Genomic DNA, 15,125 nt, shown 5'->3' on the forward strand with positions numbered 1-15,125 from the left:
CATTGAGAGCATGATGCCACTGGGCGTGAGCAAAAAATTCCACAGTTGGTCATTGTCCATAGTTCACATCCTTTGTGAATGAGCTGTAGTTAGCATCAATTAAAGCAAGCGTTGTTATTGCTACAACACATGTTGCTATTTCTGACTTATATCGTTTAATTAAGCCTTCATAACGTGATGATTTACTTATCCCAATTGTTATAAGTTTACACGAATCGACGGTTTTGTATTATTTTCTCGTTAACGAGATGCACTTTCGCCTTTCACATCAAACTCAATCTTGTCGGCTCCGGTAAATACTTGGAAGCGTAAACCTTTTGCTCGCGCAATCGTCGTAATGCCAAATTGTTTCGCAAGATCTAACCCCATTTGAGTAACGCCAGAGCGAGAAAGTAGAACAGGAATGCCCATTTGGGCCACTTTAATCACCATCTCTGAAGTAAGGCGACCAGTTGTGTAGAAAATTTTATCTTCACCTGTTTCTTCTTTGAGCCACATCTCACCTGCAAGCGTATCCACAGCATTGTGGCGGCCGACATCTTCCACAAATGATAATACCTCATTGCCTTTGCAAACCGCACAGCCGTGTACTGCGCCCGCTTTTTTGTAGGTGTCGTTGTAATGAGTTAACGCTTCCAGCGCAGAATAAATTTCTGATTGTTTAAGCGGAACTTGAGGCACTTGGTAGTTCTCAAGTTGTTTCATCACATTGCCATACATGGTGCCTTGACCACAGCCAGATGTGACGGTTTTCTTTTTCAGAGCGCCTTCTAAATGTTCGGTATTTTCTTTAGTAATCACCGCTGCGGAATGCGTTTCCCAGTCAATAATGACGGATTCAATCGCTGCTGGATCAGACAGGAAGCTTTGGTTTTTTAAATAACCCAGTACCAGCGCTTCAGGACGCGAACCTAGCGTCATGAGCGTGACCACTTCTTTCCAGTTCAGCATGACCGTAAGAGGGCGCTCGCACGCGATTTGCTTTGTCAGTTTTTCGCCGTACTCGTCGTACACGTCGACTTCAATGGTTTGCAGGGGATTTTCACTGGTTTTAATAATATTTGGTTTCAGCACAGTCGTGTCCTAGTGATTAAGAGCGTTAGGTTGCTACGCATTTAGCTTGCTAAGTGGTTAGCAAAGCAAATCTCGTTCCAAAATAGCGGTTCCCACAAAAATTGCGAGGTATTATGTCAACAATGCATTAAAACTGCGAGTTCGCAGTAATGACACATCAGTACATTTGAGTTTCGGCTAGTTTGGTACTTATAGCCAGAGGACATGAATAGGCTAAGCTTTATCAGTGTGGCTCGTTTATTGCTTATAAGTCAATAAAATGGTCGAAAGTAAGGTCAAAGTGTCCTGCTTGCTTTCAGACCAAAATAGAAAAACTGGGTGAGTTATGTCGGATAAGAAAGATTTCGAGAACAATTACGAGAAGACCGAAGACGCATGGCCAATTGGCGTAGAGCTTGTTGAGCATGAGATCAGTACAGGGATTTGGGTAACAACCCAATGGCAGTTGACGGGGTTTGCACTAAATCCGACGGAAGAGACTCCCGATGTTTGTCTGTTGCAATTGCACAAAGACGAACGTACAGACTACCGCTTTAACTTAAGCTCTCAGCAACCTAAACTTTTTTTAGTGATGGATAACGTCGAGTCTGGTGAAAAACCAGCGATACAGTTACTAACGGCTTCACAATCTGTCGCGGCGCAATATATGGATGGCGACAACCTTGTACTATCCAACGATATGCCGTTAGCCGTTCAGGCTTGGATGGAAGCCTTTATTGGTCGCCACGGTGAGTTGTTAGAAGTAAGACGTAAGAAACGCAAAGGAGCGGGCAGAGCAAATGGCAACTAGTTTTTTAAGCCGTTGGTCGAAACGTAAGTTAGAAGAATCTTCCCAACAGGATGAAGAGATCACGCCGATAGCAGAGACGGAGCAATCCGAAGATTGTGTCACAGCGCTTTCAAACGCTGACGAAAGCTCAGACGCTTTGAACGTCAACGAGGTTAGTCAGTCACCAGACATTACCGCGAGTGTAGAGACTGAAAAGCCCGAAGAAATGTCTGTGGCGCAACTGCTGGTTTCTGAAGCTTCAGAAAGCGTTAAGAAAGCCGCGCTGCGCAAAATGTTCTTGTCCGAAGAATTTAACGTGCGTGATGGCCTAGACGATTACGATGATGATTACAGTAACTTAAAGTCACTTTCTAAAGACGTCGCAGAGACGCTGCGTGATTGGGTTAAAGAAAAAGTGGAAGAAGAACCAAACGTTGAAACGGCGCAAGGATCTGAACTTAACGCTGACGATATCTCATCTGAAGTGGTTGAAGACGCAGAACCAAACGCCGAAAAAAGTGCCGGAATTACCCAAGATGAAAATGAACTGTATATAAATACAGTATCTGGTGAAAGTGATACTTTTGCTGAGGAATCACCGCCTAACGAGGTGAGACAAAATATACCACACAAAGAATAGGTACATTTTGACTAAACACTCAATGAACCGGCTGGGACAAAATGTCTCAACCGGTTTTTTTATCCCTACTATTTGTCGGTGAAATGTCTAACTGATTGAATTTTAATTGATATTTTATTGGCATGACATTTGCTTTTTGTTGCTCAATACCAATCTGGTTGAAGTTAGTACGGACGCACTGCGTAGTATTCATCGCCTATAGATGGCGGAATAAGAATGCTCATTGATAAGTTAATCAGCAGAATCTCCGGCGCTAACTACACTAAGAGATGGAAAAGACTATCCATGTTCATAAATGGAATTGAGCAATGCTGAAACAATTATTAGAACAAGCAACTTCCAATAACGGTAAAGCGAGGCTGTACGCTTTCGCAAATACCGTAGAGTTGACCAATCTTATTCCACCAACCGTAAGCTATGAAAGCGGCGGTAATACTTTGATTGTAGGTCCAACGGCAATCATCGAAAGTGCGGCAGCGCAATTGTCGCAAATGAACAGCCTAACGCTGCTTTCTACCGACGGCGAAAAGGGCACAAATCCCGAGCTTTACTACGCCAATTCGGTTCAGGTTTCAGGGTTCTTAGGTACGTTTGAAGTTCTCATTGAAAATCATGGTTCGACCAACAACCTTGCCAAGGTCGCGATCAATAGCGATTGTTTCGATATCGTACTCGATCTTTGCCTAAACAGCTGCATGTCGGAAGAAGTACCAGTACCAGGCTACTACCCAGTCGGTCGTGGCTATCCGAAACTGGCTGAAGCGTTGGAAGAAATTCCAACCTTGATGGGGACGTTCGATAAACCGAAATTCTTCCGTTTAGATACCGATCTATGTGCACACAGCTCTCGTGGCGTAAAAGGTTGCGAACGTTGTGTGGATGCTTGTCCGGCAGGGGCACTATCGAGTGAAGGCAGCGACAAAACGGGCCATCGCATCGAGATCAACCCATACCTATGTCAAGGCGTTGGGACTTGTGCTACAGCGTGTCCGACGGAAGCTATTCATTACGCATTGCCAAACCCCGAAGATACCCAAAAGTTTATTGAACGTACGCTCGCCAACTATGAGCAAGCGGGTGGTTTAGACCCTATCGTATTGATTTGTAGTTCTCGCCACGAGAGCTACAACGTGATGGCACTAAAAGCACTGCCAGATAACGTGATTCCAATTGTGGTGGAAGAACTGCCTTCGGTTGGTATTGATACTTGGTTCGCTGCGCTTGTGAACGGTGCCACTCAGGTGCTGTTTGCGGCTTCGCGTTTTATGCCTCAAACCATTATTCGTGTGCTTAATAGCGAAGTAGGTATTGCTCAAGAGTTGCTCGACCAGCTTGGTATCGCTAAAGAAACCATCGACATTCTGTATCTAGAGTCACTACGTGAAAGTGCTCCGACACTTTGTACCGAGTCTTTTGATTTGGCATTAGGTGATTTGCAAGGTAACAAACGTCAGCGTCTATTTACGGCGTTGGATGCGTTGTCCGCATCACGTATTCCAGTTGAGAACATTGTTGAACTGCCAGCAAACGCACCTTACGGCACGGTCTCTTGTGAAAGCAAAGATTGTACGTTGTGCATGAGCTGTGTAGCGGTGTGTCCAACACGTGCATTGCATACGGACGGTCAATCTCCGTCGCTTAAATTCGTCGAGCAAGACTGCATTCAATGTGGGCTGTGCGAGAAAGCGTGTCCAGAGAAAGTGCTGACGCTTACTCCTCGTATGAACTGGGTGAAAGAAGAACGCCAGAAAGCGGTTGTGATTCATGAAGAAAAGGCAGCCGAGTGCATTCGCTGTCACAAGCCTTTTGCTCCGCAATCGATGATCGACATGCTGCAAAACAAGCTTCGCGGTCATTCTCATTTCTCTGATGAAGCCGCCATTAATCGCATCGCCATGTGTGAAGACTGTCGTGTGATCGACATGTTTGAGTCGATGGCTGCTGATCCAATGAATCAATTGAAATACTAGGAGCTCGCAGTGGATACACAACAAGAACAAACACTGAGAACGGACATTTATCTCGTTCTATCCGCACTTTTTCGTAGTGCGCCAAGTGATGAAATGCTGGCGTTCTTGAAATCGCTAGAAATTGAACCGTCTGAGAGCGCGATGCAAAAAGCTTGGCTCGCACTGCAACAAGCCGCGAACGAAGCGCAGCGAGAAGCGTTAGAAGAAGAATATCGAGATCTGTTTATTGGCATTGGACGTGGTGAAGTTGTGCCATTCGGATCTTGGCATCGCACTGGCTCGATGATGGAAAAACCGTTAGCGGAAATTCGTCGCGATTTGGAACTTTTAGGCATCGAACGAGAAGAGAACGTGAAAGAGCCTGAAGACCATATTTCTGCACTGTGCGAAGTGATGGCAATGCTGACGGGTGAAGAGGAAGAACTTCAACAAGCGGTGTTTAACAAACACATCGCCCCTTGGTTCCAATCTTTTACGCGCCAACTAGAGAACGCAGAAAGCGTGAACTTCTACAAGCCAGCTGCACAGCTTTGCGATGCATTTTTAACGTTAGAGCAAGTGCGCTTTAGCGTGAACACCAAAAGCAGTAAGAGCAAATTAAAAATTGATGTGAAAAACGTCACTGATTACGAGTAATCGAGCAGTACTTGGTCATATCGATAGAGAGGCATGAGTCTCCAAAGATCTACCGTAAGGTAAGGAAGCAATGATGAAAGATAATAAAGAAATAAACACAAGCCGTAGGGATCTCCTAAAAGGCTTCACAACCGCTGCCGTTGCTGGTGCTGTTGTTGCGGGAACCACAAAAGTGGCCGTTGCTTCAGAAACGGTTGAGCCTTCTGAAAAAGACGTGAAGAAGAAAGGGTATCGTGAAACTCAACACATTCGCGATTACTACGACACACTTTAGGAGATAACGGATGAAACTTGTCAAACGCTCCGACAGTGTGAGCAAAGAAACGAACCAGCTTGGCGTATCTCGTCGTGCATTCATGAAAAACACTTCGCTTGCCGCTGGTGGCGCAGTGGTTGGTGCTAGTCTATTCGCACCGGGAATGATGAAAAAGGCGCAAGCAAAATCCGTCGATCCAGAAGCGAAAACAGAAGTTAAACGTACTATCTGTTCTCACTGTTCAGTGGGTTGTGGTATTTACGCAGAAGTTCAAAATGGTGTTTGGACGGGTCAAGAGCCTGCATTCGACCACCCATTTAACGCCGGTGGTCACTGTGCAAAAGGCGCAGCACTGCGTGAACATGGTCATGGTGAGCGCCGCCTTAAATACCCAATGAAGCTTGAAAACGGTAAGTGGAAAAAGCTTTCTTGGGATCAAGCGATCGAAGAAATCGGTAACAAGGTGATGGACATCCGCAAAGAGTCTGGCCCTGATTCGGTTTACTTCTTGGGAAGCGCAAAGCACAGCAACGAACAAGCGTACTTGTTCCGCAAAATGGCATCACTTTGGGGCACTAACAACGTTGACCACCAAGCGCGTATTTGTCACTCAACAACCGTGGCGGGTGTAGCGAACACTTGGGGTTACGGTGCGATGACCAACTCTTTCAATGACATGCACAACTGTAAGTCGATGCTGTTCATTGGTTCAAACCCAGCTGAAGCACACCCAGTAGCGATGCAGCACATTCTGATCGCGAAAGAGAAGAATAACTGTAAGATCGTCGTAGCGGATCCTCGTCGTACACGTACGGCAGCAAAATCGGATCACTATGTATCACTTCGTCCTGGTTCTGACGTTGCATTCATTTGGGGTGTGTTGTGGCACATCTTCGAAAACCAATGGGAAGATAAAGAGTTCATCCGTCAACGTGTATTCGGTATGGATGAAATCCGTGCTGAAGTAGCGAAGTGGACGCCAGCAGAAGTTGAGCGTGTAACAGGCGTAAGCGAAGAAGACGTTTACCAAACAGCAAAACTGCTTTCTGAAAATCGCCCAGGCTGTATCGTTTGGTGTATGGGTGGTACTCAGCATACTACCGGTAACAACAACACACGTGCTTACTGTGTGCTTGAGCTAGCACTTGGTAACATTGGTAAATCAGGCGGCGGCGCAAACATCTTCCGTGGTCACGATAACGTACAAGGCGCAACCGACCTTGGCGTACTTTCTGACACGCTACCGGGCTACTACGGCCTTTCTGAAGGTGCTTGGCGTCATTGGTCAAAAGTGTGGGAAATCGATTACGAATGGATTAAAGGTCGTTTCGATGACAACGCTTACGGTGGTCAAAAACCAATGCACAGTGCAGGTATTCCTGTATCTCGTTGGGTGGATGGCGTACTGGAAAACAAAGACAACATTCGTCAACGCGAAAACATCCGTGCAATGTTCTACTGGGGTCACGCAGTGAATTCTCAAACACGTGGTGTTGAGATGAAAAAAGCGATGCAGAAGTTGGACATGATGGTGATTGTGGACCCATACCCAACTGTTGCTGCGGTAATGAACGACCGTACCGACGGCGTTTACTTGCTTCCTGCAACAACACAGTTTGAAACATACGGCAGTGTTACCGCTTCTAACCGCTCTCTACAATGGCGTGATCAGGTGATTGAACCTTTGTTCGAATCAAAACCTGACCATGAAATCATGTACCTGCTTTCGAAGAAACTGGGCTATTCAGATCTTCTGTTCAAAAATATCCGTGTTGAAAACAACCAGCCGGTGATTGAAGACCTAACGCGTGAATTCAACAAAGGCATGTGGACGATTGGTTACACAGGCCAAAGCCCAGAGCGTTTGAAAGCGCACCAACAAAACTGGCATACGTTCCACAAAACCACATTGGAAGCGGAAGGTGGCCCTGTCAACGGTGAAACCTACGGTCTACCTTGGCCATGTTGGGGTACACCGGAAATGAAACACCCAGGTACACACATTCTGTACGATACGTCTAAGACGGTTGCAGAAGGCGGCGGCAACTTCCGTACGCGCTTTGGTGTGGAATTCGAAGGCAAGAGCCTTCTTGCAGAAGACAGCTACTCGAAAGGCTGTGAAATCAAAGATGGTTACCCAGAGTTCACTGACAAGTTATTGAAACAACTTGGTTGGTGGGACGATCTAACTGCTGAAGAGAAAGCGGCAGCAGAGGGTAAAAACTGGAAGACTGACCTTTCTGGCGGTATTCAGCGTGTCGCGATCAAGCACGGCTGTATTCCATTTGGTAATGCGAAAGCGCGTGCGATTGTTTGGACGTTCCCAGACCGCGTACCACTGCATCGTGAACCACTATACACACCACGCCGTGACCTTGTAACGGATTACCCAACTTGGGACGACAAAGATGCCATCTTCCGTGTTCCTACGTTGTATAAATCCATTCAAGAGCAGGACAAATCGGGCGAGTACCCAATCGTTCTGACTTCTGGCCGTCTGGTTGAATACGAAGGTGGTGGTGAAGAGACGCGTTCAAACCCTTGGCTTGCCGAGCTTCAACAAGAAATGTTTGTTGAAGTGAACCCGAAAGACGCGAACGATCTTGGCTTCAGAGATGGTGACGATGTTTGGGTTGAAGGTGCAGAGAAGGGACGAATCAAGGTGAAAGCGATGGTAACACGTCGTGTGAAACCTGGCTTGGCGTTCATTCCGTTCCACTTTGGCGGTAAGTTCGAAGGTGAAGACCTACGTCCTAAATACCCAGAAGGTACACAGCCTTACGTTGTTGGCGAATCGGCCAACACGGCAACCACTTACGGTTACGACCCGGTTACCTTGATGCAGGAAACCAAAGTAACCCTATGTAACATTCGTAAAGCGTAAGGAGTCTGACAATGGCACGAATGAAATTTCTATGTGACACCAAACGCTGTATCGAGTGTAACGGCTGTGTTACTGCATGTAAGAACGAAAACGACGATGCGCTTGAATGGGGCATTCAACGTCGCCGCGTGGTAACACTGAACGACGGTGAAGCTGGTGAAAACTCCATCTCTGTTGCTTGTATGCACTGTACCGATGCGCCTTGTATGGCAGTTTGTCCAGCAGACTGTTTTGAACATACCGAAGACGGGATCGTTCTTCACAATAAAGATCTGTGTATCGGTTGTGGTTACTGTTTGTTTGCTTGTCCGTTTGGCGCACCTCAGTTCCCTAAACAAGAAGCGTTTGGTGAACGTGGCAAAATGGATAAATGTACTTTCTGTGCGGGCGGCCCAGAAACAGAGCCTGGCTCTGAGGAAGAGCGCCAAAAATACGGTGCGAACCGTATCGCAGAAGGCAAGTTACCAATGTGTGCATCGCTTTGTTCAACCAAAGCGCTGCTTGCGGGTGACGCAGAGAAAGTCTCTGACATTTTCCGTCAACGTGTGGTAGAACGCGGCGCGAAAAACGCAGGTTGGACAGACGGAAACGATCTTTCTTACGATGCGACGAAAAGCTAAGTAAGGAGAGGCACATGTTAAACACGCTTAAACGTGCGTCTCTAGCAATGCTGTCAATGATGACGGCATTGCTGCTGACTTTCGCAATGCCTGCTTCAGCAGAGGAACAATCTTCTAAAGTTATTCAACAGGAGATCACGCAACTCGCCGGGGCAGACTATTGGCGCGAGGTCAGAGAGGGGCAAGAAGGCTACACCACGTCTCAATCGCCAGAACATGGCGTATTGATCAGTAAACCTGGTGAGACTTGGTACATTCTAAAAGAGAAATGGATGTCTCCAGCTGGTGCTGTCGCGATTTTCGGCAGTATTGCAATGGTAATCATGGCTTACGTACTCGTTGGCCCTTTAATGCTTAGCAAGCCGCGTACTGGCAGAAAAATGAAACGTTGGTCTCGTTTAGACCGCGCGCTTCACTGGAGTATGGCGTTTACATTCTTAACGTTGGCATTCAGTGGTTTGATGCTGGTTTACGGTAAGCACTTCTTAAAACCGTACGTTCCTACTGAGTTCTGGGGCTTTATCGTCATGTTGGCGAAGCAGTACCACAATTACATGGGACCATTGTTCTTCATTTTGCTGATGCTCGTGCTCTTTAAATGGTGGCGCAAGTCGATTCCAAACATGACTGATGTTCGTTGGTTCATGAAAATGGGCGGTATGGTTGGTAAACACAAAGGCACACATCCGTCAGCTGGTTTCTCAAACGGTGGCGAGAAGGCAATCTATTGGTTATTGATCTTCTTTGGTGCTATCGCGGCAGTGAGTGGCTTAGTTCTAGATTTTCCTATCTTTGGCCAAACTCGCCGTGACATGGAGCTTTCTAACTTAGTTCACGCGATTTCGGCACTGATTCTAATCTGTGGCTTTATCTTCCACATCTATATTGGTCTATTCGGTATGGAAGGTGCGCTAGAAGGCATGGTGACAGGTGAAGTTGATGAAACATGGGCGAAAGAGCATCACGATCTTTGGTATGAAGAAATGAAATCCAAAGAAGCGATGGGCGAAACAGATACGGCACAAACGGAAGCAAAAGGAGCGAAAGCGAATGAACAAACCTCATAACGGGATTTGGGTTGCGTACATCCTGAGCTGTCTGACTCCGTTTACGTTTCTGATCTCAGGCGTTATCGCAATTATCTATGCTGGTTACCGATTAGATAAGGGAGAAGACAGCGACGTAGTGATTTCTCATTACTACGGTTTAATTCGTACCTTCTTTCTCTACCTGACGTTTTTTGTTGTGTTGATCGTCACCGTCGCGACTTCTAATGGTGTACTCGTTGGCGTGAGTGATTATTGGTTGCATAGTACTTTGCTTGAAACCACCGCTTACTTTATTCCTTGGGTAGGGATGGTGTTTGCTGCATTAGCCATCTTGGTGTGGTTTATGCGAATGTTTCAAGGGATGCAGCAACTGCGCAATAACCAACCACACAGACCATCGACAGGTCCAAACCTTTAATCAGTATTCTTTAAGCAAAACCGCCGTAATAGGCGGTTTTTTTGTTGCTGTCATGTCTCAAATATGAAGCGCTGAGTCCCACAGGTGATACTTGATGCAACTTATTGAGTGAATTTACGTAACTGGGCAGAAAATCATAGTTAAGTAAGAAACATGTAAAAAAATCGCGTCGCGATGAGACATTAGTCTCACTCACGCTATTGTTCATTTACTCAGGATTCATCGTCCCGTTAAAGTACGCTGCGCTCAGAAATTCAAAGAGTTGCATACGTGAAAATTGCCATCAATACATTCAGTCTACGCATACAGAGGAATCTCTATCGGAGGATGTTTGATTAAGGCATCTTGCTCTCACAAATAAAAAGAGCGAAACGAGCATTAAATGATGCGGCAAGGTAAGAAAAGGACAAACACGTTACGGCTATGATCCCTCAATTCGTCATTCCTATCACGAATCGCTTTGGCGAAAGTTATCACTTCTCTGGTCAGTTACTTACTAGCGGCGAACCTAAAACATTCGTGACCAAACAAGAGGCAATAGAGTTTCTTGAGAGCTTTGGTGAGCTTGACCTTCGCTCTGTCGAAGACTTGTTCTATTTGATTGGTCAATTCAAGCCAAACATACCTGACGGTGAGCTTACTTCCCAACACTATAATTCAACGTTTGCCAATGCTTTGGTGAACGGTGACTTGCATGTCGCTCGAATTGTACCGACCGGAGAAAACTACGCACTCTCCTCTGCGGTTACGCCTCCACCGACTCAAAATACCGTCAATGCAAAACCATCGAAGGGAAAGGGGAAGTCGAATAAAAAGAGTGGCAGAAGTTCCGCATCCGCCAAGCCTCAGCAACAAAGCAGCGAAAAACATGAGAAAGCCGGTGATCCTGTATCACTTGTGACGGGTGAAGAAATTCTCGAACTCTATGATATCGAGCTACAACAAGGTACTACTTGGCAGCGTACTTACCGCTCATCGCAGTCGGATGTAAATCATGGAATGGGCTTTGGTTGGCGACATGCATTTCAGTTTGAATTGCACGAGAAGACGGACGAGAAAGACAACGTTATCGCTTGGGAGTTTGTTGACGATAAGGCAGATATCGCAGAATTTGAGCCAGTAGATATTGGAGCAACAAGTTACCAGATATACGCTGGTGCGAGCTGTTATTTCCTAAATTCAGCAACTCGAATCGTGACGCTAGCTAATGGGCATCAATATCGATTTGAACAGAAAGATGATCGTTGGCTTGTTAAACAAGTCAGAAATGGCACGTTTTCAACGTTTCAACTGCAGTATTCTCGAAACCATCGATTGATCGAGATTGCATATAACAAGCGTCCGGTTCTTGAATGTCAATATGATAAGCAAGGACGCCTTGTAGAGCTGCTTAATGCAAAGTCCCAAAAAGTTCTGACAACTTATACCTATGATGAGCACGATGATTTGGTCAGTGCAACCAATCATTTGGGCTTGAAGGAACAGTACCAATACCGCGGCCATTTAATTGTTAAGCGTGTACGACCAACTGGCTTTACTCATTATTTTGAATGGGATGGCGAAGGTGCTAACGCGAAATGCATCAGGAACGTTGGGGACGCAGGAATTTATGACTATCGCTTCCATTATCAGGGAAATCATTCTTCTTATTCTGACTCGTTAGATCATCAATGGTCTTTCTTGCATGACGAGCAGGGTAACTTACTCGAGAAAATAAGCCCCACCGGTAAAACTTGGCGATGGCAATATGATGAATTAGGACGAAAAGCACAAGCTATCTATCCTGATCAGTCAACGGTCAATTATCAATATAATCAGCATGGTCAATTAGTTTCTAAGTTTCATTCCTCTGGCAAAGAAGTTCAATATGGTTATGACGGCTTAGGTAAGTTAGTTAAAACGGTTTCACCTGACGGGGATATCGAGAAGGCGTACTACAATAGCCTTGGTCAAAGAGTTTGGGATACCGATCAGTTCGGCTGTGTCACGGAATATGATTACGATAAACACGGTCAAGTCGTCAAAAAAGAGTCTGAAGATGGTAAGAAAAGTCAGTGGTGGTGGGATGAACAACAAAGACTTATCGCGAATGAAATAGACGGTACATTACTTCGTTACAGCTACAACGAAGAAGATCTAGTGAATGGCGTCGCTTATCCCGACGGGTGTATTGCTCAACTCGCTTATGATCAATTTGGCAGGCGTACATCAGTTCGTTATTTTAACGACGAAGACAAAGTCGGTTATAGCGAAGAATATTCTTACGATGAGCACAGCCGTGTTGCTCAGATTCGAACTCCAGCAGGCATTACCTCGTATCAATGGGGAGCACTCGCACAACAAGAAGCAGTCATCTTTCCCGATGGCAGCCATATTTCTTACGAATACGATCAACAACGTAACCTGACTAAATTAGTTCGGAGTGACGGCTTAGAATTCGAATTCCTGTATGACGATGAAGGCCAGCTATCAGGAACTGTTGGGTTTGATAATCTACAAAGCCAATTTGATTATGACGATATGGGGCGGATCCATCGTAAGCAAGTCGCCGATAGGACTGTGCTGTATCGCTATGACGCTGCGGGTTATCTCAAGCACGTCAAAGCAGGAAATGGTAGCAGTATTGTAGAGAACCACTTCAACTATACGCTTGGTGGTCGACTTACTTTCGCATCCAATCGCCATCAAACATTGCAATACCAATACTCTTCATTCGGGCATTTAACAAAGCGCATTCAAGGTCAGTTTGAGATAGCGCAGGAGTTTAACAGAGTTGGCCAACGCGTATTTCAGGTACTGCCAGATAATACGGAGCTGAACTTCTCTTATGATCGATATGGGCGTTTTTCAGCGATTCGGTTTGGAAACCTAGATTTACCTCAAATCAAATTTCATTACGATGAAATGGGACGAGTTTCCCAAATTGAAACGGCACATTTTAATGAGCGCATCATTTATGATGGTGTTGGTCGTTTGGTCGAACAACATTGGCCTGATAGAGAGAAAAAGTACGTTTACAATGCGCAAAACCGTATTTCATCAATCATTGATAATACGGCAGGAGCAACACACTATCAGTACGATGCCTTAGGGCAACTGAAACGAGTCAATGCTTCCGGAGAAGTGACTAAGTTTGAATACGATAGTTTTGGCAATCCTACTTTGCCATCTTCAGAGGTATTCGCTGATCGTATTGAAGTACACGATAATGTCCGGTTCAAATATGACGCGCAAGGAAATCAGACAAAACGTGAGGGGCAAGGACACGTTCAGACTCGAGTGTTTGATGCGTTAAATCAGCTCATTGAAGTTCACACCGACGATGGCATCAGTCAATATGAATATGATGCTCTAGGGCGCAGAACGAAGAAAATTACACAAAAAGGCGTTACAGAGTTCTTGTGGGAAGGTGAACGTTTAATTGGTGAACGCTCTTCAGGTGCTTTCCGCTGGTACCTATATCAACCTGAAACCTACACGCCAGTGGCACTGCTAGAAAATGACGTTATTTATTGGTACCAGTGCGATCAAGTTGGTAAACCAGAGCGACTAATCGATTGCGAAGGGAATGTTGTATGGAGTGCAAGTTACGATGCTCACGGTTTTGCTCATGTACATATTGAAAATGTAGCAAATCCATTGCGTTTTCAAGGGCAGTATTTCGATCAAGAAACCGACTTACACTACAACCTCGCTCGGTATTACGATCCTAAGCTAGGACGTTTTATCCAACAAGATCCGATATCTATTGCTGGTGGCATTAACCATTACCAATATGCAGTCAACCCAATTCAATGGATTGACCCAACAGGTTTCCTATGTGAAGAAGGGCTAAAACGCTTGGGTCAAATGTTGGCAGAGTATCAGGCGCAAAGCGATGTCCCCCAAGAGGTTTGCGATCAGATTTTAGAGGCAGCAAAAGAGTCATCTGTCGGAGAAGATGGCGTTCGCTCGCAAGTCAAAATCCGAAAACCCAATGGTAAAAACAATATTCGATATGAATACGATTTAGACCATATTGATTGTGAGAGAAACGAGATTACTTTTTATCGTCATATTAATCACTCAGATGGCAGCAGACACGAAGTGCAGTATGTTGTTGGGATTGAGGAATTTGTCAATGCGCATGTTTTTGACTCAGAGAAAGTTGGCGGGGAAGAAGGTTGCACGATCTTCACTGAAGATCTTGTGCTGAATAAAGCAGAGTATAAAGAAAACTCTGAACTCAATACGAGTGATTATGAGCTAACAGAAAGAAACAAAGAAAAAATTGATGAATGCTTGAAAGAGCGTCAAGAGGCAATCGACGCTCGAGCTGGCGAAGAGGGATATAACGCTCAAATTGGCAATATTAACCAACAGTCTGCAAAAATTGGTGAGTTAGCCGCGGATGACTTTGTCCGGAGTAAACGTCCTAATGCTAAGCTGCTTCATCCCAAAGATATTGGAACCTCAATTTCGAAGCCGGGCGACTTTGATATGGTTTACGAGGTGGAAGAGCCACCACCAGGTGAAATTATCATTGTTGAGGCTAAAGGGGGTAGCAGCCCGCTGGGTAGCAGAAAAATTGGAAATATGGCATATCAGCAAGGGACAACGGAATACACTGCAGAAATCACCAACCTAATGTCTGAAAAAAAGGAAGGGACGACTGAAAAAATAACAGCAAGAAAAATTCAACATGCAGCTTCGTTCGGTATACCTATTCGATATATACATACTCAAGCAAACATCCCTGAAGGTGGGAATGTCTCAGATGTAAAAGTAGAAGTGGCAGAATTTAAAATTGATTCCAAAGGACTAAGTTAA

General features: G+C 45.3%; 11 protein-coding genes. 10 read left to right on the forward strand and 1 reads right to left on the reverse strand.

Translation table 11 applies throughout. The features are described from left to right. Positions 1–240: 240 nt before the first annotated feature. Entirely contained in the window at positions 241–1,074 is an 834-nt protein-coding gene (locus L3V32_RS04860; RefSeq protein ID WP_005396179.1) for a formate dehydrogenase accessory sulfurtransferase FdhD, read from the reverse strand. 325 nt (positions 1,075–1,399) lie between these two features. On the opposite strand from L3V32_RS04860, the gene L3V32_RS04865 reads away from it, so the two are divergent. The 10 genes from L3V32_RS04865 (at position 1,400) to L3V32_RS04910 (ending at position 15,125) form a co-directional block, all read left to right on the forward strand. Then, entirely contained in the window at positions 1,400–1,864 is a 465-nt protein-coding gene (locus L3V32_RS04865; RefSeq protein WP_005396177.1) for a DUF3305 domain-containing protein, read from the forward strand. After that, positions 1,854–2,483: a DUF3306 domain-containing protein gene (locus tag L3V32_RS04870; RefSeq protein ID WP_167426579.1), complete on the forward strand. Its 630-nt coding sequence runs from the start codon at positions 1,854–1,856 to the stop codon at positions 2,481–2,483. Before L3V32_RS04865 ends, L3V32_RS04870 begins: the two co-directional genes overlap by 11 nt. Before the next feature lie 308 nt (positions 2,484–2,791). Further along, positions 2,792–4,453 carry a 4Fe-4S dicluster domain-containing protein gene (locus tag L3V32_RS04875; protein WP_237283907.1) on the forward strand — a complete coding sequence of 554 codons (1,662 nt, stop codon included), beginning with the start codon at positions 2,792–2,794 and terminating at the stop codon, positions 4,451–4,453. A gap of 9 nt (positions 4,454–4,462) precedes the next feature. Then, a complete protein-coding gene (locus tag L3V32_RS04880) occupies positions 4,463–5,089 on the forward strand; it encodes a molecular chaperone (RefSeq protein ID WP_237283908.1) in 627 nt (208 codons plus the stop codon). Between the two features lie 73 nt (positions 5,090–5,162). Beyond that, the gene (locus L3V32_RS04885; protein WP_005396171.1) at positions 5,163–5,363 is read left to right on the forward strand and encodes a twin-arginine translocation signal domain-containing protein; all 201 of its coding nucleotides are present in this window, start codon (positions 5,163–5,165) and stop codon (positions 5,361–5,363) included. Positions 5,364–5,373: 10 nt separating this feature from the next. After that, positions 5,374–8,229: a formate dehydrogenase subunit alpha gene (locus L3V32_RS04890; protein ID WP_053807412.1), complete on the forward strand. Its 2,856-nt coding sequence runs from the start codon at positions 5,374–5,376 to the stop codon at positions 8,227–8,229. 11 nt (positions 8,230–8,240) lie between these two features. Continuing rightward, entirely contained in the window at positions 8,241–8,849 is a 609-nt protein-coding gene (gene fdh3B / locus L3V32_RS04895; RefSeq protein WP_005377536.1) for a formate dehydrogenase FDH3 subunit beta, read from the forward strand. Positions 8,850–8,863: 14 nt separating this feature from the next. Continuing rightward, the gene (locus L3V32_RS04900) at positions 8,864–9,916 is read left to right on the forward strand and encodes a formate dehydrogenase subunit gamma (RefSeq protein ID WP_237283909.1); all 1,053 of its coding nucleotides are present in this window, start codon (positions 8,864–8,866) and stop codon (positions 9,914–9,916) included. Next, entirely contained in the window at positions 9,900–10,316 is a 417-nt protein-coding gene (locus L3V32_RS04905) for a hypothetical protein (RefSeq protein WP_237283910.1), read from the forward strand. Before L3V32_RS04900 ends, L3V32_RS04905 begins: the two co-directional genes overlap by 17 nt. 423 nt (positions 10,317–10,739) lie before the next feature. Then, complete coding sequence (locus L3V32_RS04910) at positions 10,740–15,125, forward strand: RHS repeat-associated core domain-containing protein (RefSeq protein WP_237283911.1); 4,386 nt, start codon at positions 10,740–10,742, stop codon at positions 15,123–15,125.

This window comes from Vibrio sp. J2-4, from assembly GCF_021728155.1.
GTDB classification, from domain to species: Bacteria; Pseudomonadota; Gammaproteobacteria; order Enterobacterales; family Vibrionaceae; genus Vibrio; species Vibrio diabolicus.